The following is a 23,081-nucleotide window of genomic DNA, read 5'->3' on the forward strand; positions in this document are numbered from 1 at the left end:
CAGCGGAAACCTGGATCCACCGACTCAAGCAACAGACTCCCGGCGGAGGGCACTAGTGCCCCGTCAACGAAGGTCGGTGTGGTTGTCCGTGGACGCGGGTGTTCGCCTGCAAGGCGCGGGAGCGTCCTCGCACCGGACGTACCCGGGCGCTTCCGCGACGCGGCCGGCGGGCGGCTTGGCGGCGGAGAACCGTGCTGGACCCTGCTCGAGGGGGCACTGACATGGCCGCCGTCTCCTCTGGACGTGTCGTCGGCTCGTGGCGCGCGGCTTGGCTGCGGGTCGAGGGCCACTGGACGTGGTACCGCCGCTACTGGCGGTCCAATCTGTACTCCTCGGGCCTGCAGCCGCTGCTGTACCTGTTGGCGATGGGCATCGGGTTCGGCTCGCAGGTGGAGCCCGGCCCCGCCACCGGCGGACTGGCCTATGTGCACTACGTTGCCCCGGCGCTGCTCGTCGCCGGCGCCGTGCAGTACGCGGTGGGCGAGTCGACGTTTCCCGTGCTGTCGGGGTTCAAGTGGCAGAAGGACTTCATCGCGGTCACCTCCACACCCGTCACGGCGGGCCAGGTGCTCGGAGGACAGCTGATCTGGGTGGCGATCCGGCTGTTGCTCTCCGGCGTGGTGTACCTGTTGATCGCCTGGCCGTTCGGCGCCTGGCTGAACGCGGGAGCGATCCTCGTCGTGCTCGTCGGCGCGGCCACCGGCATGGCCTGCGCGGCGCCGCTCATGGCCGTCGCGGCCACCACCTACGACGAGGGCTCGCGGTTCACGTCGATCTTCCGGTTCATCGTGATGCCGATGCTGTTGTTCGCGGGCACCTTCTTCCCGATCGAGCAGATTCCGGCGGCGATCCGGTGGCTGGCGTGGATCTCCCCGCTGTGGCACGGCAACGAGCTCGCCCGAGGGGCCACACTCGGTGGTCTGGGCGTCTTGCCCGCGCTCGGGCATGTGGCGTTCCTGGTGGCCGTGTTCGCGGCGGGCGGGCTCGCGGCCCGGCGCTACTTCTACCGGCGGCTGGTGGTGTGAGCGATGGTGACGACCGAAGCCCCGGCGCGCGGCGGACTGCTGCTGCGCATCCTGCCGCCCTCGCTCTACGCGGGCCGCGCGAGCGCGCTCGTGGAACGCTCCGCGCTGGCCTACTCGCGGGCCTGGCTGGTTTTCCTTTCCGGTTTCCTCGAGCCGTTGTTCTACCTGCTGGCCTTTCAGATCGGCTTCGGCAAGCTGGTCAGCGAGGTCACCGGGCCGGGCGGGCAGACGCTGAGCTACGTCGCGTTCGTCGCCCCGGCGCTGCTCGCGGCCTCCGCGATGAACGGCGCCGTGTTCGATTCCACCTACGGCGTGTTCTTCAAGTTCCGCTACCAGAAGACCTACGAGGCGATGCTGGCCACGCCGATCGGCCCACTCGACATCGCGCTCGGCGAGATCGCCTGGGCGGTGCTGCGCGGTGGCCTGTACGCGCTCGCGTTCTTCGGCGTGATGGGCGTGCTCGGGCTCGTCGCCTCACCGTGGGCACTGCTGCTCGTGCCCACGGCACTGCTGGTGTCGTTCGCGTTCGCGGCGGTGGGCATGGCCTGCACGACGTTCCTGCGGTCGCCGTCGCAGTTCGACTACATCAACCTCGCCGTGATGCCGATGTTCTTCTTCTCAACGACCTTCTACCCGCTGTCGGTCTATCCCGAGCCCCTGCAGTACGCCGTGCAGTGCCTTCCCCTGTACCACGCCGTCGAGCTGATGCGCGGGTTCTCGGTCGGCGTCCTGGACGCGAGCATGATCGGGCACGTCGCGTACCTCGCCGTCCTCGCCGTGCTCGGGGTCCACTGGGCGTCCCGCAGGCTCTCGGGGCTCCTGCTCCGGTGACCCCTCGCCGTCGGACACCGCGGCGAACGCATCGACGATGCCCCGGCCGTAGAAGCCGTTGTAGCCGAGGTACCCGGCGCAGTAGGCGTCCTGCATGCCGTTGCCGCTGAGGTCGTAGTCCTCGGGGCAGGCGACGGGCTCGGCCTGCTCGCCAAGCGCCTCGCGCAGCTCTGCCGGCGTCGCGCCCGGCCGGGCCGACGCGAGCAGCGCGGCCACGCCCGAGACATGCGGCGCCGCCATCGAGGTGCCGCAGAGCGGCTCGTAGCCGCCGGGCACGGTGGAGAGCACGCAGTGTTCTCCCTCACCGCCCGGGGCCGTGAGATCGATCACCCCGAGCCCGTACGAGCTGTAGCCGGCCTTCACCCCGGCGTGGTCGACGGCCGACACGGCGATCGTCTCGCGCAGCCCGGCCGGAAGCACCTCGCAGGAGCCCTCCTCTCCGGCGGAGCCGCTCGCCGGCGACGGCGTGACGTCGAGCGCGCCGTTGGTGGCGGCGGCGACGTTGAGGGTGCCGGCCTCGTCGGCGTACTCCACGGCCCGCGCGAGCGCCTCGCGGATCACCGCCTGGCCCTCGCTGCTCGTGCACGGTGTTCCGGGCGAGGTCACGGAGAAGCTGCTGTTGGCCACCTCGATGCCGTTGCGGGCCGCCCACATGAGCCCGCAGACCGCGGCCTCGGGGTCGACGTAGCCCTGGTCGTCGATCACCTTCACCGAGGCGAGGCGGACACCGGGCGCGACGCCCGCGATGCCCTTGCCGTCGTCGGCGGCCGCGACGATGCCCGCGACGTGCGTGCCGTGCGGCGAGGCCGTCGGCGCCCACGCCTCTTCGGACTGCTCCGGCACGCCCGTGAGGCAGCCCGCCGACAGCGACTCGTCCACCGCGTGGGCCAGGTCGGGATGGGCGGCGTCGATGCCCGAGTCGAGCACGGCCACGGCCACGTCGGCGCTGCCAGGGTCGACCGCGCGGGCCAGGTCGGCGCGCACTGCGCGCATGTCCCACTGCTCGCCGGTGAGGTCGGCGGCGGGCACGTTCCCGCCGGTCGCGATCGGACCGGGCCGGGTGGGCGACGCCGCCGGGGCCGGGGTGTCCACGTCGCGTTCGGCCTGGGCGCTGTAGGCGCGATCGTCGCCGAGCGCGCCCGCGAACTCCGGGCTGGCCGAGGTGGCCACCGCCACGCCGATCTCGGGGTAGTAGCCGGTCGCCTCACCGCAGGCGTTCTCGATCGCACTGGCCGCGTCCCGCTCGGGCGTTCCCCGGTCGAACAGCACGAGATAGCGCAGCGACACGCCCGGACCCGGACACGCGTCACCGGGATCCGCCGTGGCGTCACTCGCGGTGCCCAGCGTGGTGGTGACCACGAGGGCCGCGCAGGCGACCAGCACACTCCCACGCACCAGTACTGGACCTCCGAAGACCGCACCGGGCGGCCGACGCCGTTTCCCCTGCCGTGCGCACGGTAACGAGCCGGTCGGGGCCGGACAAGCTGTCGGCGGAAGTTCCCCCGGCCGGTGTCCGGCGGCCCCAACCACACGGCGTCCGCCCGGCCGTGTGGGATACTGGGTGACGGCTGCTGAGCCGTTGTCGCCACGGAAGGGGTGGTGAGCGACGGTCGGCGGCCCGGTGACGTGCTGAAAGAGCTCCAGGTCGTCGCCGCCCCGCGCATCCCGCGCCAGGCGGCTCGACGACTCGGGAGGTACCGAGTGGCCAGAGCTCGGTCAGGACGTCGCCGCGGGACCCGCCACTGCGGGCGTGCCGGCACCACCGGCTACTCAGTGGCATGAGAGGCAAGGATTCCCGTCGGCGGTGGACCCCACCACGGCGGTACAAAACAGGAAACGGCTCCTGTGCGGCCGCGTTCTGCCAGCCGGTTCCGGTGCCGGGGAAACTCTCCTCGGCCGGGGCGGGCCGGCAGACGCGCCCGGGGGCGAAGGAGACACATGTCGAACGCGGAGACACCCGCCGAGAACACAGGCGGGACTACCGCCACATCCACTGCCGGCGCATTGGCAGAGCTGCCGAACCGGGTCAGGGTGCACGCCCTGGCGAAGCTGCTGGGCTCCAGCAGCCGTGAGGTACTCGCGAAGCTCGCCGAGCTGGGCGAGACCGCGCGCAGCGCGCAGTCGAGCGTGCCGAAGGACGTGGCGCTGAAGGTCGCCGACGCGCTGGGCGCGCTCGACGAGGCCGTCGAGGAGGCCGCCGAGGCCGGCGGTGCCGAAACCGTGACCCCGCCCGAGCCTGCCCCGCAGACGCCCACGGAGCCGGAGCAGCCCGCCGAGCAGGCCCCGGCCGCTTCCGCCACCCCGGAGCCCGAGCCCGCCCCCGCACCGCGGCCCGTGCACACGCCTGTGTTCGCGGCGCCCTCGCCGGTGTTCCTGCCGCCGGAGCCCGTTGCCGAGCCCGCTCCCAAGAAGCAGGAGAAAACGGACAAGGCAGCGAAGCCAGAGAAGCCGGAGCAGGACGAGGCCGAGGCCGAGGCCGAGGCCGACGAGCAGGAGCAGCAGGGCGCCGACGGCGAGTCGGGCGACGCGGGCGAGGGCGGCCGCAGGCGTCGCCGCCGGGGTCGTCGAGGCCGGGGCCGGGGCAAGGGCGGCGACGACAACGCCGCCGACGAGCAGGCGGACTCCGAGGCCGCCGATGGTGGCGAGGCCAAAGCCGAGGACGCCGACGAGCAGGCCCAGAAGGCCGATGAGAGCGCCGAGCAGGACGAGACCGACGGCGAGGGTGGCAGCAAGCGCCGTCGCCGCCGTCGCCGCCGCAAGGGCGGGGACGACGACGGAACGGACGGCTCGGGCACGGACGATCCGCCGAACACCGTCGTGCACGTGCGTGACGGCAAGGCCGCCGACAACAAGACCGAGGCCCGTGACGGCGTGCGCAGCGTGCGCGGTTCGACCCGGCTCGAGGCGAAGCGTCAGCGCCGCCGGGACGGCCGGGAGGCAGGCCGCAGGCGGGCGCCGATCCTGTCCGAGTCCGAGTTCCTGGCCAGGCGAGAGTCCGTCGAGCGCACCATGGTCGTCGCCGAGCGCGGCGACTCGACGCAGATCGGCGTGCTCGAGGACGGCGTTCTGGTCGAGCACTTCGTGACCACATCGGGCAGCGGCTCGATCGTGGGCAACGTCTACCTCGGCCGCGTGCAGAACGTGCTGCCCTCGATGGAGGCCGCGTTCATCGACATCGGACGCGGCCGCAACGCCGTGCTGTACGCCGGTGAGGTGGACTGGGACGCCGCCGGGCTGGAGGGCAAGGCCCGCAAGATCGAGCAGGCGCTTTCCACGGGCGACAACGTGCTGGTGCAGGTCACCAAGGACCCGGTCGGCCACAAGGGCGCCCGCCTCACCACGCAGATCTCCCTGCCCGGCCGGTTCCTCGTGTACGTTCCCGCCGGCGGCGCCACCGGCATCTCCCGCAAGCTGCCCGAGAACGAGCGGCGCAGGCTCAAGGACATCCTCAAGCGCATCGTCCCCGAGGACGCCGGCGTGATCATCCGCACCGCGTCGGAGGGCATCAGCGAGGAGGAGCTCGCCCGCGACGTCCGCAGGCTCAAGGCCCAGTGGGAGATCATCAAGGAGAAGGCGGACTCCTCGACCGGCTCGGGCAAGAAGTCCAGCGCCCCCGTGCTGCTCTACGAGGAGCCGGACCTGCTGGTCAAGGTCGTGCGTGACCTGTTCACCGAGGACTTCGCGAAGCTGGAGGTCCAGGGCGCCACGGCGTGGGAGACCATCCACGCCTACGTCGAGCACGTGGCGCCGGACCTGACCGACCGGCTCAAGCGCTACGTCGGCAACGGCGACGTCTTCGCCGAGCACCGGATCGACGAGCAGCTCACCAAGGCGCTCGACCGCAAGGTGTGGCTGCCCTCCGGCGGTTACCTGGTCATCGACCGCACCGAGGCGATGACGGTGATCGACGTCAACACCGGCAAGTTCACCGGCTCCGGCGGCAACCTCGAGGAGACCGTCACCCGCAACAACCTGGAGTCGGCGGAGGAGATCGTCCGCCAGCTCCGGCTGCGCGACATCGGCGGCATCATCGTCATCGACTTCATCGACATGGTGCTGGAGTCCAACCGTGAGCTGGTGCTGCGCAGGCTCACCGAGTGCCTCGGCCGTGACCGGACCCGGCATCAGGTCGCCGAGGTCACCTCGCTCGGGCTCGTGCAGATGACCCGCAAGCGGGTCGGCACCGGCCTGCTGGAGGCCTACTCCACGACGTGTGAGCACTGCAAGGGCCGCGGCGTGATCGTCACCACCGAGCCGAACAAGGGCAACGGCGGCGGCAACGGCAACGGTCACCAGCACGGTGGCGGTGGGGGCGGACGGCGCTCCCGCGGCCGCGGCAAGGGCGGCGGTGGCGAGGAGGAGGCCGCGCGCACGGCCGAGGCCACGCCGAGCGGGCCGACCCCCGTGCAGCGTGAGTCCGTCGTCTCGGCGGTGCAGGCCATGGCCAACGCCTCGAAGGCGGCCGGCGGCAAGCCCGACGAGGCCGACAAAGCCGACAAAGCAGACAAGCCCGCCGATGCGCCGAAGGCTGGGCAATCCGACAAGGCCGAGCCCGAGAAGGCCGCGCAGCCGGAGAAGGCCGCGCAGCCCGAGAAGGCCGAGAAGGGTGCGAAGCCGGAGCGGCCGGTCCAGGCCGAGCCCGCCGCGGCAGAGCAGGAGCAGCCGGTCCAGGCCGCGCCCGGCGCGGCCGAGTTGCCCACCGAGCCGGAGGCCGCCAAGCAGCAGCCCGCGGAGGCCGAGAAGGGTGCGAAGCCGGAGCAGGCCGAGCCCGTGAGGAGCAGGCGGCCGGCCAGGGCGTCGCGGCCCGCGGGGCCTCCCGCGGTCGAACAGGCCGCCGAGGCCGGACGGGCGGAACAGGCCGAGCCCACCGCGCGGCCGCTCAACGGGCACACGCCGACCCACCAGGTCGCCACGCCCGAGCCCGCCACGAGCCCCGCGGCCGCGGAGAAGGCGCAGGGCGGAGAGGAGCAGTCGGTCGAGGCCGAGCCGGAGCAGCCGTCGGTCCCGGCACCCGCCGTGCGCACCACCACCCGGCGTCCGCGCCGGGCGGCGAGCCGTCCCGCGGGACCGCCGGTGCACGCGCAGGAGAACGGTTGATGACCACCCCCGTGCGCCCGGTGAACAGGGCGCACAGTAAACTGCTGAGCGGCCCGCTGTTGGAGCGGGTCGCCGCGCGCGAAGCTTGGGACGCCCAGAGCGGACCGTTCGCGTGAGCCCCCACCCACAGTCGAGCAAGCAGGAGACTTCCGTGTCGGCGTATGCAGTCGTCAAGACCGGCGGCAAGCAGTACAAGGTCGCCGTTGGCGATGTCGTCGAGGTCGAGAAGCTCGAGGGCGAGCCGGGCACCGAGCACACCTTCCCCGCCGTGCTTTACGTCGACGGCGGCGAGGTCACCGCGGACGCCGACGCGCTGGCGAAGGTCTCGGTCACCGGCAAGGTCGTCGAGCAGACCAAGGGTCCCAAGATCCGCATCCACAAGTTCAAGAACAAGACCGGCTACCACAAGCGGCAGGGTCACCGGCAGAAGCTGACCCGCATCGAGGTCACCGGCATCAACAAGTAAGCCTGACGCTTTCAGAGGAGGGTGACCAGAGATGGCACACAAGAAGGGCGCGTCCAGCTCCCGCAACGGTCGTGACTCCAACCCGCAGTACCTCGGCGTCAAGCGGTTCGGTGGTCAGGTCGTCAAGTCCGGCGAGATCCTGGTTCGCCAGCGCGGCACCAAGTTCCACCCGGGCGTGAACGTCGGCCGTGGCGGCGACGACACGCTGTTCGCTCTTGCCGCCGGCTCGGTGCAGTTCGGCACCAAGCGCGGCCGCAAGACGGTCAACATCGTGCCGGTCGAGGCCTGAACCGGCCCGGCCAGCAAGCGCTAGCACACTCGAACGAGGGGCGGGCCCGGAACACATCCGGACCCGCCCCTCGTTCGTGCTTGTGGCAGACATTCCAGCTCGGCAGGAGAGGCACAAAATGGCATCCCGCTTCGTCGATCGCGCGGTGATCCACCTGGCCGCCGGCAACGGCGGCAACGGGTGTGCCTCGGTGCACCGTGAGAAGTTCAAGCCGCTCGGTGGGCCCGACGGCGGCAACGGCGGCAGCGGCGGCGACGTCCTGCTGATCGTCGACCCCAGCGTGCACACCCTGCTGGACTTCCACTTCCGCCCGCACGCCAGGGCCGGCAACGGCAGGCCCGGCCAGGGCAGCAACCGCAACGGCGCAGCGGGGGAGACCCTGGAGCTCCGCGTGCCGGACGGCACGGTCGTGCTCACCGAGGACGGCGAGGTGCTCGCGGACCTCATCGGCGCGGGCACCACCTTCGTCGCCGCCAAAGGCGGCCGGGGCGGGCTCGGCAACGCGGCGCTGGCCTCGCGGGCGCGCAAGGCGCCGGGGTTCGCGCTGCTCGGCGAGGAGGGCGAGACCCGTGACCTGGTGCTGGAGCTGCGTTCGGTCGCCGACGTCGGTTTGCTGGGCTTCCCGTCCGCGGGCAAGTCGTCGCTGATCTCGGTGCTCTCGGCGGCCAAGCCGAAGATCGCCGACTACCCGTTCACCACACTCGTGCCGAACCTCGGCGTGGTCACCGCGGGCGACACCGTGTTCACCATGGCGGACGTTCCCGGGCTGATCCCGGGTGCCAGCCAGGGCAAGGGCCTCGGCCTCGACTTCCTGCGGCACATCGAACGCTGCGCGGTGCTGGTGCACGTCATCGACTGCGCCACGTACGAGCCCGGCCGCGACCCGGTCTCGGACATCGACGCGCTCGAGGAGGAGCTCGCGCGCTACACGCCCGCGCTCGGTGGCGACCTCGCCGACCGGCCACGCGTTGTGGTGCTCAACAAGATCGACGTGCCGGACGCCGCGGAGCTCGCTGAGCTGGTGCGACCCGACCTGGAGGCACGGGGCCTGCGCGTCTTCGAGGTCTCGACGGTGTCGCGCAAGGGCTTGCGGGAGCTGACCTTCGCGCTGGGTGAGGTCGTCGAGTCGTACCGGGCCGCTCTGCCCGCGCCGACGCCGGCGAAGATCGTGCTCACACCGCGCGCCGTCGACGACTCCGGTTTCTCGGTGGCGCCCGACCCCGACGAGCCAGGCGCCTACATCGTGCGCGGCCCGCGACCCGAACGCTGGGTGCGGCAGACCGACTTCGGCAACGACGAGGCCGTCGGCTACCTCGCGGACCGGCTCAACCGCCTCGGCGTCGAGGAAGAGCTGGCCAGGATGGGCGCGGAGCCGGGCAGCCAGGTCACCATCGGCGACTACAGCTTCGAGTGGGAGCCGTCGACTCCGGGCGCCGTGACCCACCTTGCGGGCCGGGGCACGGACCCCCGCTTGGAGCACCGCAGCCGCGTCACCGCGGCCGAGCGCAAGGAAGCCCGCAGGGTCCGCCGCGAAGGAGAGCCCGAGTCCGGTGAGGACGCCGGTGAGTGACCAAACCCGCGCCGCCATCGCCGCCGCGTCGCGCCTGGTCGTCAAGGTCGGCTCCTCCGCGCTGACCACCGCGGGCGACGGGCTCGACGTCGTCAGGCTCGACGCGCTGGTCGACGCCATCGCCGAGCGCGTCGCGCGAGGGGCCCAGATCGTGCTGGTGTCGTCGGGCGCGATCGGCGCGGGACTGGCTCCGCTGTCGCTCGGCAAGCGCCCCCGGGACCTCGCGACCCAGCAGGCGGCCGCGAGCGTCGGCCAGCTCGCTCTCGCCCACGCTTATGCCGAGTCGTTCGGCCGCTACTCGCTCACGGTCGGCCAGGTGCTGTTGACGTCGGACGACGTGGTGCGCCGTGCCCACTACCGCAACGCCGAGCGGACCTTCTCCCGGCTGCTGGCACTCGGCGCCGTCCCCGTGGTGAACGAGAACGACACCGTCGCCACCGAGGAGATCCGATTCGGCGACAACGACCGCCTCGCCTCACTCGTCGCCCACCTCATCCGGGCCGACGCACTCGTCCTCCTCTCCGATGTGGACGCTCTCTACGACGGAGACCCCCGCGCGGGAGGAACTCGGCGCATCACCGAGGTCGCGGACGAGTCCGATTTGGACGGACTGTCCGTCGGTATGTCGAGCTCCGGCCTCGGCACCGGCGGCATGATGTCGAAGGTCGCCGCAGCACGCACGGCGGCCTCCAGCGGTGTCCCCGTGCTCATCGCCGCTGCCGCCGACGCCCGCGAGGCCCTCGGCACCGCCGAGGTCGGCACCGTTTTCCGCGCCGCAGGCTCACGCCTGTCCGCGCGGCGGTTCTGGCTCGGCTACGCCGCGGGATCCACCGGCAGGCTGCATCTCGATGACGGTGCCGTGGCCGCGGTGGTGCGCCGCAGGCGGTCGCTCCTTGCCGCCGGCGTTACCGGTGTGGACGGCGACTTCCAAGCAGGCGACGTCGTCGACCTCGTCAACCCCGCGCAGCAGGTCGTTGCCCGCGGTGTGGTGGCCTTCGACGTCACCGAGCTTCCGGAGCTGATCGGCCGCTCCACCCACGACCTTCCGCCCGAGCAACGACGCGAGGTCGTGCACGCCGACGATCTCGTGCCGTTGCGGCACCGCTGACCCGTACGTCCTAACGCAACTCGCTGCGGTTGGTCTCCGGCAGGCGCAGGATCACGAAGAACGCGATCGCGGCTCCCACCGCGACGTACCAGAAGAACAGCGTCGAGGCGCCTGCGTCGGACAGCGCGGTGATCACGAGCGGAGCCGTGCCGCCGAATACGGCGACCGTGAGGTTGTACCACGCTCCGATGCCGAGGCCGCGCAACGACGTCGGGAACAGCTCGCTCATGATCGCCGGTGCGATCGACGTCATCGCGGTGTAGAGCCCGAGGCCGACACAGAACACGACGAGCAGCCCACCGAGTCCGGGACCGACCAGGGTGGAGAGCGGGACGATCAGGATGGCCGTCGCCGCCGACCACACCAGCAGCTGCGGTTTGCGGCCGAATCGGTCCGACAGCATGCCCATCGGGTACTGTAACGCCACGAACAGCGCCGTCGCGATCGAGAGGGCGAGGAACACGTCGACGTCGTCCGCCTCGCGCGTGTTCACCGCGAACGGAGTGAGCGCGCTGAAGAACGTGTAGTAGCACAGCGTCGACAGCATCGTGAAGCCGACGAGCTGCCCCACGGCCTTCGGGTGCTTCCGCAACGTGGTGAGCAGCGGCCGGGACACGCGGCGGGCCACGGCCTTGTTGTCCTTGAACTGCTCGGTCTCGTGGAGGCTGGACCGCAGCCAGAGCCCGACGAGCCCGAGCACACCGCCGAGCAGGAACGGGATGCGCCAGCCCCACGACTCCAACTGGGCCTCGTCCATTGTGCGCGCGAGCGTGAAGCCGAGGACGGAGGCGAGCAGGACCGCACTGCCCGTGGAGATGTAGAAGAACGAGGAGTAGCGGCCGCGCCGTTCCTTGGGCGCGATCTCGCCGAGGTAGGCAGAGGCGTTGGACACCTCGCCGCCGAGCGAGAGGCCCTGTGCCACGCGCGCTAGGAGTAGCAGGAGCGGAGCCAGCCAGCCGACCTGCGCGTAGGTCGGCAGGAGGCCGATGACGAGCGAGCCGCCCGCCATCAGCACGATTGTGAAGATCATGGCTGGCTTGCGGCCGCGGAGGTCGGCGAAACGGCCGATCAGCATTCCGCCGAGTGGCCGAAAGAAGAACGCCAGCGCATAGGTGGCGAAGGTGTTGATCTGGGCCAGGTCGCCGGGGAAGAACGCGCTGGCGAAATAGATACTGAAGGTCGCGTAAATGGTCCAGTCGAACCATTCGAGGGCGTTGCCGACGCTCGCGGCGAAGAGCTTGCGCACCGGAAGCCGGTGCTGTACGGGCGCATTCACGTTCGACTCGGTCATGTCGACCCTCCACCTCACCGAAGTGTGAGTTGGCACTTTGCCACACGGACCGGTGTGGTGGAAGGTCTCCAACCGCAACGGAAATGAGTTCCGGCGAATGGCGGCGCGTGATCAGCACGATCATCGGCGATTCCGTTCTACGCCGTGGCCGCGAGCGCGAACGGGAGCACTGCGGGCGCACCCGCCTGGCGCAACAGGTACGCGGCGACGGTCATGGTCCAGCCCGTGTCCACCACGTCGTCGACGAGGAGGACCGGACCACCGGCCTCCGCCACCGCCGAGCGGAGTTCGGCCGGCAGGGTCAGCCGCCGCCACAGGTCGGCGAGCCGCTGTGCGCTGTTCGCCCGCCGGGGCGGTGGACCCTGGGACTCGATGGCGCCGAGCAGGGGCAGCTTGCCGATCTGGGAGAGCCGGGTTGCCACCTCGCGGACAAGCTGTGGTCGCGTGTGTGAGTCAATCGCCACGACCGCGGCCGGACGTGCCGCCCAGTCCCAGGCCGCGAGCACCGACACGCACGCCTGGAACACCGGATCGGGCAGCGGTCCGTCGGGCGCCTGTGTGCCCACCAGCTCGCGCAGCCGCCCGCCCCAGCCGACGTCGGTGAGCCTGCCGACGACCCGGCCCGGCTCAGCCTGCTCGTCCTTGCCGATCCGGCCGGACAACGCGACATCGAGCGAAGCCATGCCGGTCGGCCATTGGCGGCGTGGCGTGATCTCGACGCCGGGCTTGCTCAACTGCTCGCGGGTGGCTTCCGTGCTCTGCTCGGACACGTCGGTGGACCAGTGCTGTCCGGTGCAGTTGTCACACCGCCCGCACGGTTCCGCGTGCGGGTCGTCCAGCTGCCTGCGCAGGAACTCCATCCGGCAGCCGGGCGTGGCGACGTAGTCCAGCATCGCCCGCTGCTCCGCGGCGCGGGACTGGCGCACGCGGTCGTACCGTTCGGCGTCGTAGTGCCACTCCTGGCCCGTGGCCTCCCATCCGCCGCGCACGCGGCGCACGGCCCCGTCGACGTCGAGCACCTTGAGCACCATCTCCAGCCGTGAGCGGGAGAGCTCCGCCATCGGCTCGATCGCCGCTGTCGACAAAGGACGGTCGGAGTACGCGAGCGCGTTGAGGACCTGGGTCACCCGGTTGCGGTCGGGAAAGGCCAGCGAGCCGAAATAGTTCCAGATCTCCACGTCCTCGCTGCCGGGCAGCAGCACCACCTCGGCGCGCCGGACACCGCGGCCTGCGCGGCCGACCTGCTGGTAGTAGGCGATGGGGGAGGCCGGCGCTCCAAGGTGGACGACGAAGCCGAGGTCCGGCTTGTCGAAGCCCATTCCCAGCGCCGAGGTAGCCACGAGTGCCTTGACCCGGTTGGCGAGCAGGTCGTCCTCGGCGGCCTGCCGGTCGGCGGGGTCGGTCTTGCCGGTGTAGGCGGCCACCGGGTAACCGCGCTCCGCGAGCAGGTTCGCGACATCGTTCGCGGCGGCAACCGTGAGCGTGTAGATGATGCCGGACCCCGGCAGCTCGGCCAGCCGGTCGGCGAGCCAGGCCAGCCGTGCGGCCTCCGTCGGCAACCGCACGACCGCCAGGCGGAGGCTCTCGCGGTCGAGGGAGCCCCGCAGCACCAGGGTGCCGTCGCGATGGCCGATGCCCAGCTGGTCGGCGACGTCGGTGACCACCCTGTCGTTGGCAGTCGCCGTGGTGGCGAGCACGGGCACGCCGTCGGGCAGGTCGCCGATCAGCGTGCGCAGGCGCCGGTAGTCGGGCCGGAAGTCGTGGCCCCAGTCGGAGATGCAGTGCGCCTCGTCGACCACCAGCAGCCCGGCCGACGCGGCGAGCTTGGGCAGCACGGAGTCCCGGAAGTCGGGATTGTTCAGGCGTTCGGGGCTCACCAGGAGCACGTCGACCTCGCCGGCCGCGATCCTCGCCTGCACGTCGTCCCACTCCTGCTGGTTCGCGGAGTTCATCGTGGCGGCGTGGATGCCGGCGCGGGCTGCCGCGGCGATCTGGTTGCGCATCAGGGCGAGCAGCGGCGAGATGATGACCGTCGGCCCCGCGCCGTGCTCGCGCAGGAGTGCGGTGGCGAGGAAGTACACGGCCGACTTTCCCCAGCCGGTGCGCTGCACGACGAGTGCACGGCGCCGGTGGGCGACGAGCGCCTCGATCGCCGTCCACTGGTCCTCGCGAAGGGTCGCGTCAGCGCCGGCGAGTGCCTGCAGCAGGGTCTCGGCCCGCTGACGAAGGGTGTCGATGTCCACGAAAACCAGCTCTACAGCATGGCTCCGACGATGTCTGCCCAGGCCCGGAGCGAACGGAACGCTCACTGCCAGAAATCGGCCTAATGTGACTCGGATCACATCTTGAGGTGGCGTCACGTTCGCGCGGGCGGCAAGTCACACCGGCATGCCAGGCACGCGCGGGGTGTGACTGGCATCCGGTGAAGTCCCCAGATCGCCGGTCTCACCGGTGCGCGCCGCGCGGGTCGGCCCTGGTTCGGGGAGCGGGAGGGCCGACCCCCGCGGCGCGTCTCACCTGGGCGTATAGGGTGGGTCTCCATGTCGCCACGCCGCATCGGTGTCATGGGTGGAACGTTCGACCCGATACACCACGGGCACCTCGTCGCCGCGAGCGAGGTCCAGGCCCGGTTCCACCTCGACGAGGTCATCTTCGTGCCCACGGGCCAGCCCTGGCAGAAGGCCGACCGCGTCGTGTCCAAGGCCGAGGACCGCTATCTCATGACGGTGATCGCCACGGCGTCCAACCCGGTGTTCTCCGTGAGCAGGGTGGACATCGACCGCGGCGGCCAGACCTTCACGATCGACACGCTCAGGGACCTGCAGACGGAGTACCCGGACGACGAGCTCTTCTTCATCACCGGTGCCGACGCGCTCGAGCAGATCCTGACCTGGCGGGACGCGGACGAGCTGTTCAAGTACGCGCACTTCATCGGCGTCACCAGGCCCGGCTACCACCTCGACGACCACCACCTGCCGAGGGGCAAGGTCAGTCTGGTCGAGGTGACGGCCATGGCGATCTCCTCGACCGGCTGCCGCGAGCGGGTCCGGGCGGCGGAGCCCGTCTGGTACCTGGTGCCCGACGGTGTCGTGCGCTACATCGACAAGCGGCGCCTGTACCGGGACTGACGGCTCTGTCGGCCGCGCCGGGTACGCTTCTGCGGACGCCAGTTAGATCCGAAGGAGCACCGTGACAGCGACGGCCGAAGCACGAGACCTCGCGACCGCGGCCGCGCACGCGGCCGCGGACAAGAAGGCGACCGACGTGGTCGTGCTCGACGTCTCGGAGCGGCTCGTGATCACCGACGCGTTCGTCATCGCGTCGGCGCCCAACGAACGCCAGGTCGGCGCCATCGTCGACAACGTCGAGGAGAAGCTGCGGCTGAACGGCCACAAGCCCGTCCGCAGGGAGGGCACCCGGGAAGGCCGCTGGGTGCTGCTCGACTACGTCGACGTGGTTGTCCACGTGCAGCACGACGAGGAGCGTTCGTTCTACGGGCTCGAGCGGCTGTGGAAGGACTGCCCGCGCATCGAGGTCGAGGGCCTCGACGGCGAGAGTGCCCCTCGGTCCGCCGACGACGAGGAACCGGGCACCCCGTGAGCCTGCGGCGGCTCGTGCTGTGGCGGCACGGAGAAACCGACTACAACGCGGCGGGCCGGATGCAGGGCCACATCGACTCGGCGCTCACCGAGGTCGGCTGGAACCAGGCCCGGTTCGCGGCGCCGGCGCTCGCGCGCTTCGAGCCCGATCTGGTCATCGCGTCCGACCTGCGGCGGGCCACCGACACGGCCACCGTGCTCACCGACGCGATCGGCGTACCGCTGCGCATCGACAAACGCCTGCGGGAGACCCACCTCGGCGACTGGCAGGGCATGACCGGCGCCGAGGTCGACGCGCAGGCTCCGGGGGAACGCGACCGCTGGCGCACCGACGCCACGTGGGCTCCTCCGGGTGGTGAGTCGCGGATCGACGTCGCCGAGCGCGCGGGCGAGGTCATAACCGACCTGCTGCGCGACGACGACGAGCACAAGACGGTGCTGCTCGCCGCGCACGGTGGGCTCATCCTCGCGCTCACCGCGCACCTGCTCGCGCTGCCGGTGGGGTTGTGGCCCTCTCTCGGAGGCATCTCCAACTGTCACTGGGTGGAGCTGGGCAGGCGCAACGACGTCTGGCGGCTACATGCCTACAACGCGGGCATGACCGGTTGACCATGGCCACGCCCCGGCTGCTGGTGTTCGGCGACTCGCTTAGCTTTCATGGCCCTGACGGGGGCTGCCCGTCCGACGAGCCCCGCCTGTGGCCGAACGTGGCGGCCCGCGAACTTGGCGGCAGTGCCGATCTCGTCGCGGGCATCGGCTGGACCGCGCGTGACCTCTGGTGGTCGCTCACCGGGGATCCGAGGGTGTGGGCCGAGCTGCACCGCGCCGACGTGGTGGTGCTGGCGGTCGGCAGCATGGACACTCTGCCGTCACCGCTGCCGACCTACCTGCGCACCGGCCTGCGGTATCTGCGGCCAGACGGGCTGCGTCGCGTGGTCCGCAAGGCCTACCTCGCCGCGCAGCCGAGGCTCTCGGTCGCGTTCAGGGGACGTCCGGCCGTGCTCCCGCCGCGGCTGACGGCGCGGTACCTGGAAACCTCGGCCTCCGCGCTGCGCACATTGCGCCCGTCGCTACCGATCGTCGGCTGGCTGCCCTCGGTCCATCGCGCGGCGTCGTACGGCTACGTCCACACGGCACGCGAGGAGACAGCCGCCGGCATCGCGGCGTGGGGCGCGAAGGCGAGTGTGCCGCTGCTCGACCTGCCCGCCGTCGTCGGCGCGCACGTGCTCGGCGGCCACGGCAACGCCGACGGCATGCACTGGGGGTGGGAGGGCCACGAGGCGGTCGGCAGGGCTATGGCGAGCCTGATCGCCCCCCTCTTGGCCGATGCGGGCGCGGCGGCTCCCGCTCACGGCCGGGCGGGAACGTAGGCTGGCGTCCGTGCCGGTCGCCGTTGTCACGGACTCCACCGCCCACCTGCCGGAGGGTTTCGCCGAGAGGCACGGGATCCGCGTGGTCCCGTTGCACGTGCTGATCGACGGCGTCGCCGCACTCGACGGCATCGACGTCGGGCCGGTGGCGCTCGCCGAGGCGCTGGGCCAGCGGCGCATCGTGACGACGTCGCGGCCGACCCCATCCGCGTTCGCCGCGACGTTCCGCGCCGCGCTCGACGAGGGAGCCGACACCGTCGTGTCCGTGCACCTGTCGAAGCGGCTCTCCGGCACCTGGGAGTCCGCGGTGCTGGCCGCGCAGGAGGTGGGGCCGGACCGGGTGCGGGTCGTCGACTCGCGAACCACCGCCATGGGCCTCGGTTTCGCGGCCCTGCACGCCGCTGCCGCCGCGGCGGACGGAGCGTCCGGCGAGGAGGTCGAGGCGGCGGCGGTCGACGCGGCCGCGCGCTCGGAGACGTTGTTCGTCGTGGAAACGCTGGAGTACCTGCGGCGAGGCGGGCGGATCGGGCACGCCGCCGCGCTGCTCGGCACCGCGCTCGCCGTCAAGCCGGTGCTGCGCATGGACGGCGGCGAGATCGTCCCGCTGGAGAAAGTGCGCACGATGAACCGGGCGGTGGGCAGGCTCGTCGATCTGGCGGTACAGGCTGCCGAGGAAAAGGACATCGCGCTTGCCGTGCACCACCTGGCCTCCCCGGAGCGCGCGGCGGAGCTGGCCACGCGGCTCGACGAGCGGCTGCCGCGGTCCCGTGGCTGCGTGGTCTCCGAGCTGGGTGCCGTGATCGGTGCGCACACCGGTCCCGGCGTGCTCGGCGTCGTCGTCCAGCGGCCGGAGTGACGCGCGAGGCCGGGACTTGTCCACATCACCCGGTCAATCCACAGGCCCCGCGATTCCGCCTGCCGCGCCCAGCTGCTCCTCCCTAGCGTCGAATGTGTGTTCGACCAAGCGAAGCTCGGTTCCAGCGACGCGGAACCACGGCCAGAACCGGAGCTGCGAGCGCAGCCGGGAGCGTCGCGCGTACGGCTGGCTCAGCTGGCCGCACAGGTCACTGTTGAGGAGAACGGGCCGCCGGACCGGGTGCCCGCGCAGCCGGAGAAGGCCGGGAGGTTCGTCGAGCGGTGGCTTCCGCCCGGCCTCGCCGGCGCCCCGGCGGGACGGCAGCGCCGGATCGCACTGATCACCGCTGTCGCGGGGATGGTGCTGGCGGTCGGGCTGACGGTTTTCGTGCTCGGCGGCCGTCCCGAGGCCGAACAGCCGCCGCCGTTGCCGGTCGCGCGCGCGGCGGGTGCGAGCGCGGGTCCGGCGACGAGCACGGCCGCGGCCGAGCCGCTGGTCGTGAGTGTGGTCGGCAAGGTCAAGGAGCCTGGCGTCGTCACGGTCGCGGCGGGCTCGCGGGTCGACGATGCCGTCAGGGCCGCGGGTGGTCCGGTGGCCGGTGCCGACCTGCTGAGCGTCAATCTCGCGCGTCGTCTGGTCGACGGCGAGCAGTTGTACATCGGCATCCCGGTGCCGCCGGGCATGCGGACACCCGCTCCGGCGCCTGCCGCGGGAGTGCCCGGCACGGATCCGGGCGGCACCGCGAGCAGCCCGTTGGTCGACCTCAACACGGCGGACCAGGAGCAGCTGGAGAACCTGGACGGGATCGGCGAGGTCACCGCGCAGCGCATCCTGGAGTGGCGGGCCGAGCACGGCCGGTTCACGGCAATCGAGCAGCTCCGTGATGTCGACGGCATCGGCGAGAAGCGGTTCGAGCAGCTGCGGGAGCAGGTGCGGGTCGGATGACCTCCCTGCTGTCACGTGAGCCGGTCACCGTGGAGCGCCGGCACGACCTGCGTCTGGCGCCCTCCGCCGTGACGGTGTGGTCGGCCGCGCTGTTCGGGTTGTTGTGGGGATGGTGGGCCTGCCTGGTCATAGGGGCGTTGGGCGCGCTGATCGCGGCCGCCGTCGCCTGGCGCGACGCGCGAGCCGGACCCGAGGCGGCCCGCCGGTTGCCCGCAGCGGGCGCGCTCCTCGTGTGCGGACTGCTCGCGGCGGGTCCCGTGGCCGTGCGGCTGGCTGGTGCCGAGCAGGATCCCTTGCGGGAACCGGCGCGAAACGGCAGCGAGGTCACGCTGCGGGCGACCGTCGCGGAACGACCCAAGCCGGTGCGGTCGGCCGGATACGCGGGACGGCAGGGCGGAGCCCGCTCGGTGGTGGTCCCGGTCGACGTCCTCGGCGCGAGCGTGCGCGACCGGCCGGTCGCGTCGACGGGCCGGGTGGTGCTCATCGCCCCGTTCGCGGAGTGGTCGCGGCTGCTGCCCGGGCAGCAGGTCACCGCGTCCGGCTCGCTCGCCCCAGCCCGGACGGGCGAGCTGACCGTCGCGGCGGCGTACGTGCGCGGGCCTCCGGAAGCGGTCGGCCCGGCCCCGTGGTGGCAGCGAAGCGCCGAATCGATCCGGGCCGCGCTGCGGGTCGTCTGCTCGGTGCTGTCCGAGGAGCCAGCGGGTCTGCTGCCGGGCCTCGTCGTGGGTGACACGAGCGCACTGCCCGCACGGGTGGAGCAGGAGTTCCTCGACGCGGGGATGTCGCATCTCACGGCTGTCAGCGGCGCGAACGTGGCGATCGTGTGCGGTGCCGTGTTGCTGCTGGCCAGGGCGCTGCGGCTGGGGCCGCGACTGTCGGCGGTCGCCGCCGGGGTGGTGCTGATCGGGTTCGTGGTGCTGGTCGGCTACGAGCCGAGCGTGCTGAGGGCCGGCGTCATGGGAGCGGTCGGGCTGCTCGCGCTGGTGCTGGGTCGGCAGGGATCCGCCATGCCGGCGCTGGCGGCAGCCGTCTGTGCGCTGGTGCTTTACGACCCGGCGATGGCGGCGAGCATGGGTTTCGCGCTGTCGGTCGTGGCCACCGCCGGCCTGGTGCTGCTGGCTCCGAGGTGGGCCGAGGCGCTGACCCGCCGTCGGGTGCCCTCGGGGCTGGCCGAGGGGCTCGCCGTGCCGGTGGCCGCGTTCCTGGTCACCGCGCCGATCATCGCCGGGATGGCCGGTGAGGTCAGCCTCGTGTCCGTGGCCGCGAACCTGCTGGCGGCGCCGGTGGTCGCGCCGGTGACGGTGCTCGGGGTGCTTGCCGCCGTGCTCGCGGGGCCGTGGCCCGCCGGTGCGGAGGTCCTCGTACACGTCGCGGGCCCCGGAGTGAGCTGGCTGGTGCTCGTCGGGAGGGAGGCCGCCGGGGTGCCGGGCGCCGTAGTGGGGTGGCCGTCCGGCTGGTGGGGCGGGCTGCTCGCGGCCGGCATCGCCGGCCTGGTGGTGCTGGCGCTGCGACATCGTCCGGCGCGCATCGCGCTCGCGCTGGCGCTGGCGTCGCTGCTGGTCGTCCTGGTTCCGGTGCAGGTCGTCGCGCCGGGGTGGCCGCCGAGGGACTGGGCGATGGTCGCGTGCGACGTCGGTCAGGGCGACGGGCTCGTGCTGGCCACCGGTGAGCCCGGCCGTGCGGTGGTGGTGGACGCGGGGCCCGAGCCGGGACCGCTGGACCGCTGTCTCGACCGGCTCGACGTCGACCGGGTGCCGCTGGTGGTGCTGAGCCATCTCCACGCCGACCACGTGGGCGGACTCGCGGCGGTGCTCGACGGGCGCTCGGTCGGCGCGGTGGCGGTCGGTCCCGGCCGGACGCCGGGCTGGGCATGGCGGGAGGTCGCGGCCGAGACGTCGGCCCGGGGCGTTCCCCTGCTCGAACTGAGCGTCGGGGACCGGCTCGAGTGGCCCGCACTGCGGCTCGATGTGGTGGGACCGCGCTATGTCCCGCGAGACCAGGGGGAGGAGGACGACGGCACGGGGATCAACAACAGTTCCGTGGTCCTGCGCGCGAACACGGCCGCAGGGCGAGCGCTGCTCACCGGCGACGTCGAGCTGGCTGCCCAGGGCGACCTGCTCAGTGCCGGGGCCGACCTGAGGGCGGAGATCCTGAAGGTGCCGCACCACGGGTCTCGGTTCACGCTGCCGCAGTTCATGGGTGCGGTGGCACCGAGGGTCGCGCTCGTGAGCGTGGGCGCGGACAACACGTACGGACATCCGAACCGCACGACGCTGAGCGTGCTGACGAGAGGAGGGGCACTCGTGGCCCGCACGGACACCGGCGGCGACACCGCCGTGGTGCCGGGCGACGACGGACCGGCCGTTGTCAGGAGAGGAGCGTCGCGATGACAGAACCACTCTGACTGGCCGTGAATCCGGTTGCCGGAACCGGACGGCCCCGGCACGCTCGCGCCATGATCAATACCGGACTCGGTCAGAAGGTCGTGCTGGTGACTGGTGGCAGCGGCGGCATCGGCGAGGCGATCAGCCGGGCCTTCGCCGCGCAGGGTGCCCGCGTGGCCGTACACCACCATCCCGGGGAGGAGGCGCGGTGGGCGCACGTCACCCCGCCCGTAGAGGCCGCGCGCCGGCTGGCCGGGGAACTCGACGATGCGGTCGCGGTGGCGGCCGACCTGGCCGAGCCGGATGCGGCGGCGCGGTTGTTCGACGAGGTCGAGGCGCGGCTGGGTCCCGTGGACGTGCTCGTGAACAACGCCGCGCACTGCGAAACCCCCGACACGGTGGACGCGCTGACGGCGGGCAGCCTCGAGCGGCACTACCGGGTCAACGCGATCGCGCCCGCGCTGCTGATCAGCGAGCTGGCGTGCCGACAGCAGCCGGACCGGGCAGCGCCGTGCGTCGTGAACATCTCGACCGACGCGGCACGCGCGTTCCCCGGCCAGCTCGGTTACGGCTCGTCCAAGGCCGCGCTGGAAGGGCTCACGCGCGGCACGGCATTGGACCTCGGCGCGGCCGGGATCAGGGTCAACGCCGTGGCTCCGGGGCCGGTGCAGACGGGCTGGATGGACGAGGACCTGGTGGCGAAGGTCAAGGAGATCGTGCCACTCGGTCGTCCGGGGAAGCCGGACGACATCGCCGACGCGGTCGTGTTCCTGGCGTCGGAGCAGGCCCGCTGGATCACCGGCCAGGTGCTGCAGGTCGCAGGGGGGCACGCCCTGTGAGCCGCGGCCCGTGGCGACTCAGGTGTGCTGTCGGGAGACGTTGGTGCGGGTCGACGATCTTGAAATGGGGCGAGCGTCCTCCTCTGTCGTGCGAGCCACCACGGTGATCCCGGCCCGCACGGCAGAGGATTATCAGACCCGACCTAGCGGCCGAGGACCTCGTTCACGGCGTCGGCCGACGGGGGCACGGTGGCCTTCGGGCCGATCTTGCCCTCGACGGCGTCCAGCGTCTTGAGGCCGTCGCCGGTGATGAGCAGCACGGTCTCGGCGTCGGGGTCCAGCCTGCCGGTCTCGATGAGCTTCTTCGCGGTCGCCACGGTGACGCCGCCGGCGGTTTCCGTGAAGATGCCCTCGGTGCGGGCCAGGAGCCGGATGCCCTCGACGACCTCCTCGTCGCTGACGTCCTCGATCGCGCCGCCGGTGCGGTTGACGGTGTCGAGCACGTACGGGCCGTCGGCGGGGTTGCCGATCGCGAGCGAGCGGGCGATCGTGTCCGGCTTCACCGGCTGCACCACGTCGTGCCCGTTGCGGAACGCGGCCGAGACCGGCGAGCAGCCGGTGGCCTGTGCCCCGAAGACCTTGTACGGCGACTCGTCGACGAGGCCGAGCTGGCCCAGCTCGCGGAAGCCCTTGTCAACCTTGGTCAGCTGCGAGCCGGAGGCGATCGGAACGACGATCTGCTCGGGAAGCCGCCAGCCCAGCTGCTCGGCGACCTCGAAGGCGAGGGTCTTGGAGCCCTCGGAGTAGTAGGGGCGCACGTTGACGTTCACGAAAGCCCAGGTCTCGTGCTCGGCGGCGAGCTGGGTCGCCAGGCGGTTGACGTCGTCATAGTTGCCGTCGACCGCGATCAGGGCGCCGTCGTAGACGGCCGTGGTGAGGATCTTGGCGCGTTCGAGAGAGGAGGGGATCAGCACGACCGACTGCCAGCCGGCGCGCGCGGCGGCCGCGGCGACCGCGTTGGCGAGGTTGCCCGTCGAGGGGCAGGCCAGCGTGTCGAAGCCGAACTCGCGGGCAGCGGCCAGCGCGACGGCGACCACGCGGTCCTTGAACGAGTGGGTGGGATTGCCGGTGTCGTCCTTGACCCAGATGCGCTTGACCCCGAGGGCCTTCGCGAGGCGGTCGGCACGCACCAGCCTGGTACAGCCCGGCTCGGTGTTGGGGATCTCCTCGACGTTGGAGGGCACCGGCAGCAGCCTCTTGTAGCGCCAGATGTTGCGAGGGCCGGCCTCGATGTCCTCCCGGCGCACGCGGCCGAAGTCGTAGGCGACCTCGAGCGGCGAGAAGTCCCCGGCGGAGACGAACTCCGGGGCCAGCGGCTGGCGGTGGCCCTCTTCCTTGGACACGAGCTCCACGGCCGGACCGAGGTCGACGGACTTCGTGGTTTCGAGCGCTGCAGTCATCGCGAGGTTCC

The 23,081-nt window shown here is 71.9% G+C and carries 18 protein-coding genes and 1 pseudogene; 15 read left to right on the plus strand and 4 right to left on the minus strand.

Going from position 1 to position 23,081, the window contains the following annotated elements; all coding sequences use genetic code 11:
• The first annotated feature begins 221 nt into the window (after positions 1-221).
• Together DI005_RS26860 and DI005_RS26865 are read left to right on the plus strand one after the other, a co-directional pair.
• Positions 222-1,025: an ABC transporter permease gene (locus DI005_RS26860; RefSeq protein ID WP_113644025.1), complete on the plus strand. Its 804-nt coding sequence runs from the start codon at positions 222-224 to the stop codon at positions 1,023-1,025.
• Between the two features lie 3 nt (positions 1,026-1,028).
• The gene (locus tag DI005_RS26865; protein ID WP_113644026.1) at positions 1,029-1,856 is read left to right on the plus strand and encodes an ABC transporter permease; all 828 of its coding nucleotides are present in this window, start codon (positions 1,029-1,031) and stop codon (positions 1,854-1,856) included.
• Positions 1,857-1,868: 12 nt separating this feature from the next.
• On the opposite strand, the pseudogene DI005_RS26870 reads toward DI005_RS26865, so the two are convergent.
• Positions 1,869-3,251 (minus strand): annotated as a pseudogene (locus tag DI005_RS26870) (S8 family serine peptidase); the annotation flags it as partial.
• A gap of 543 nt (positions 3,252-3,794) precedes the next feature.
• On the opposite strand from DI005_RS26870, the gene DI005_RS26875 reads away from it, so the two are divergent.
• The 5 genes from DI005_RS26875 to proB all read left to right on the plus strand — a co-directional run bounded on the left by DI005_RS26875 (position 3,795) and on the right by proB (position 10,386).
• Positions 3,795-6,953 (plus strand): translation initiation factor IF-2 N-terminal domain-containing protein, encoded by a 3,159-nt coding sequence (locus DI005_RS26875; protein WP_113644027.1) that lies wholly within the window; start codon positions 3,795-3,797, stop codon positions 6,951-6,953.
• Positions 6,954-7,104: 151 nt separating this feature from the next.
• Entirely contained in the window at positions 7,105-7,419 is a 315-nt protein-coding gene (gene rplU / locus DI005_RS26880; RefSeq protein ID WP_112275601.1) for a 50S ribosomal protein L21, read from the plus strand.
• Between the two features lie 31 nt (positions 7,420-7,450).
• Positions 7,451-7,708, plus strand: coding sequence for a 50S ribosomal protein L27 (gene rpmA, locus DI005_RS26885; RefSeq protein WP_110342822.1), 258 nt, complete (start codon positions 7,451-7,453; stop codon positions 7,706-7,708).
• A 118-nt stretch (positions 7,709-7,826) separates the two neighbouring features.
• A complete protein-coding gene (gene obgE / locus DI005_RS26890) occupies positions 7,827-9,278 on the plus strand; it encodes a GTPase ObgE (protein ID WP_113644028.1) in 1,452 nt (483 codons plus the stop codon).
• Positions 9,271-10,386, plus strand: a complete 1,116-nt coding sequence (gene proB / locus DI005_RS26895; protein ID WP_113644088.1) for a glutamate 5-kinase — start codon at positions 9,271-9,273, stop codon at positions 10,384-10,386. The genes obgE and proB overlap by 8 nt, the downstream gene beginning before the upstream one ends.
• A gap of 10 nt (positions 10,387-10,396) precedes the next feature.
• Here the strand turns inward: proB and DI005_RS26900 are convergent, their stop codons facing one another.
• Positions 10,397-11,677: an MFS transporter gene (locus tag DI005_RS26900; protein WP_112275603.1), complete on the minus strand. Its 1,281-nt coding sequence runs from the start codon at positions 11,675-11,677 to the stop codon at positions 10,397-10,399.
• Between the two features lie 137 nt (positions 11,678-11,814).
• Entirely contained in the window at positions 11,815-13,920 is a 2,106-nt protein-coding gene (locus tag DI005_RS26905) for a RecQ family ATP-dependent DNA helicase (protein ID WP_112275604.1), read from the minus strand.
• Between the two features lie 297 nt (positions 13,921-14,217).
• Here DI005_RS26905 and nadD point away from each other — a divergent pair, with 297 nt between their 5' ends.
• The 8 genes from nadD (at position 14,218) to DI005_RS26945 (ending at position 21,670) form a co-directional block, all read left to right on the plus strand.
• A complete protein-coding gene (gene nadD, locus DI005_RS26910) occupies positions 14,218-14,805 on the plus strand; it encodes a nicotinate-nucleotide adenylyltransferase (protein WP_112275605.1) in 588 nt (195 codons plus the stop codon).
• A gap of 61 nt (positions 14,806-14,866) precedes the next feature.
• A complete protein-coding gene (rsfS, locus tag DI005_RS26915) occupies positions 14,867-15,277 on the plus strand; it encodes a ribosome silencing factor (RefSeq protein WP_112275606.1) in 411 nt (136 codons plus the stop codon).
• Positions 15,274-15,885 (plus strand): histidine phosphatase family protein, encoded by a 612-nt coding sequence (locus DI005_RS26920; protein ID WP_112275607.1) that lies wholly within the window; start codon positions 15,274-15,276, stop codon positions 15,883-15,885. The genes rsfS and DI005_RS26920 overlap by 4 nt, the downstream gene beginning before the upstream one ends.
• A 2-nt stretch (positions 15,886-15,887) precedes the next feature.
• Positions 15,888-16,646, plus strand: a complete 759-nt coding sequence (gene octT, locus DI005_RS26925) for a diglucosylglycerate octanoyltransferase (RefSeq protein WP_113644029.1) — start codon at positions 15,888-15,890, stop codon at positions 16,644-16,646.
• A gap of 10 nt (positions 16,647-16,656) precedes the next feature.
• A complete protein-coding gene (locus tag DI005_RS26930) occupies positions 16,657-17,502 on the plus strand; it encodes a DegV family protein (RefSeq protein ID WP_113644089.1) in 846 nt (281 codons plus the stop codon).
• A 96-nt stretch (positions 17,503-17,598) separates the two neighbouring features.
• Positions 17,599-18,447 (plus strand): ComEA family DNA-binding protein, encoded by an 849-nt coding sequence (locus DI005_RS26935; protein WP_233520326.1) that lies wholly within the window; start codon positions 17,599-17,601, stop codon positions 18,445-18,447.
• On the plus strand, positions 18,444-20,837 hold the full coding sequence (locus DI005_RS26940) for a ComEC/Rec2 family competence protein (protein ID WP_113644030.1): 2,394 nt from the start codon (positions 18,444-18,446) through the stop codon (positions 20,835-20,837). The genes DI005_RS26935 and DI005_RS26940 overlap by 4 nt, the downstream gene beginning before the upstream one ends.
• A 65-nt stretch (positions 20,838-20,902) precedes the next feature.
• The gene (locus DI005_RS26945; RefSeq protein ID WP_112275610.1) at positions 20,903-21,670 is read left to right on the plus strand and encodes an SDR family NAD(P)-dependent oxidoreductase; all 768 of its coding nucleotides are present in this window, start codon (positions 20,903-20,905) and stop codon (positions 21,668-21,670) included.
• A gap of 143 nt (positions 21,671-21,813) precedes the next feature.
• Here the strand turns inward: DI005_RS26945 and thrC are convergent, their stop codons facing one another.
• Positions 21,814-23,070, minus strand: coding sequence for a threonine synthase (gene thrC / locus DI005_RS26950; RefSeq protein ID WP_113644031.1), 1,257 nt, complete (start codon positions 23,068-23,070; stop codon positions 21,814-21,816).
• Positions 23,071-23,081 lie beyond the last annotated feature (11 nt).

Origin of the sequence: Prauserella sp. PE36 (assembly GCF_003311655.1) — a bacterium.
Lineage (GTDB): Bacteria > Actinomycetota > Actinomycetes > Mycobacteriales > Pseudonocardiaceae > Prauserella_A > Prauserella_A endophytica.

What these genes read in the sequence shown, in the direction of transcription:
- DI005_RS26860 (WP_113644025.1), top strand. Translation starts at nt 222, where the DNA reads ATGGCCGCCGTCTCCTCTGGACGTGTCGTCGGCTCGTGGCGCGCGGCT.
- DI005_RS26865 (WP_113644026.1), top strand. Translation starts at nt 1,029, where the DNA reads ATGGTGACGACCGAAGCCCCGGCGCGCGGCGGACTGCTGCTGCGCATC.
- DI005_RS26875 (WP_113644027.1), top strand. Translation starts at nt 3,795, where the DNA reads ATGTCGAACGCGGAGACACCCGCCGAGAACACAGGCGGGACTACCGCC.
- rpmA (WP_110342822.1), top strand. Translation starts at nt 7,451, where the DNA reads ATGGCACACAAGAAGGGCGCGTCCAGCTCCCGCAACGGTCGTGACTCC.
- obgE (WP_113644028.1), top strand. Translation starts at nt 7,827, where the DNA reads ATGGCATCCCGCTTCGTCGATCGCGCGGTGATCCACCTGGCCGCCGGC.
- DI005_RS26900 (WP_112275603.1), bottom strand. Translation starts at nt 11,677, where the DNA reads ATGACCGAGTCGAACGTGAATGCGCCCGTACAGCACCGGCTTCCGGTG.
- nadD (WP_112275605.1), top strand. Translation starts at nt 14,218, where the DNA reads ATGTCGCCACGCCGCATCGGTGTCATGGGTGGAACGTTCGACCCGATA.
- octT (WP_113644029.1), top strand. Translation starts at nt 15,888, where the DNA reads ATGGCCACGCCCCGGCTGCTGGTGTTCGGCGACTCGCTTAGCTTTCAT.
- DI005_RS26940 (WP_113644030.1), top strand. Translation starts at nt 18,444, where the DNA reads ATGACCTCCCTGCTGTCACGTGAGCCGGTCACCGTGGAGCGCCGGCAC.
- DI005_RS26945 (WP_112275610.1), top strand. Translation starts at nt 20,903, where the DNA reads ATGATCAATACCGGACTCGGTCAGAAGGTCGTGCTGGTGACTGGTGGC.
- thrC (WP_113644031.1), bottom strand. Translation starts at nt 23,070, where the DNA reads ATGACTGCAGCGCTCGAAACCACGAAGTCCGTCGACCTCGGTCCGGCC.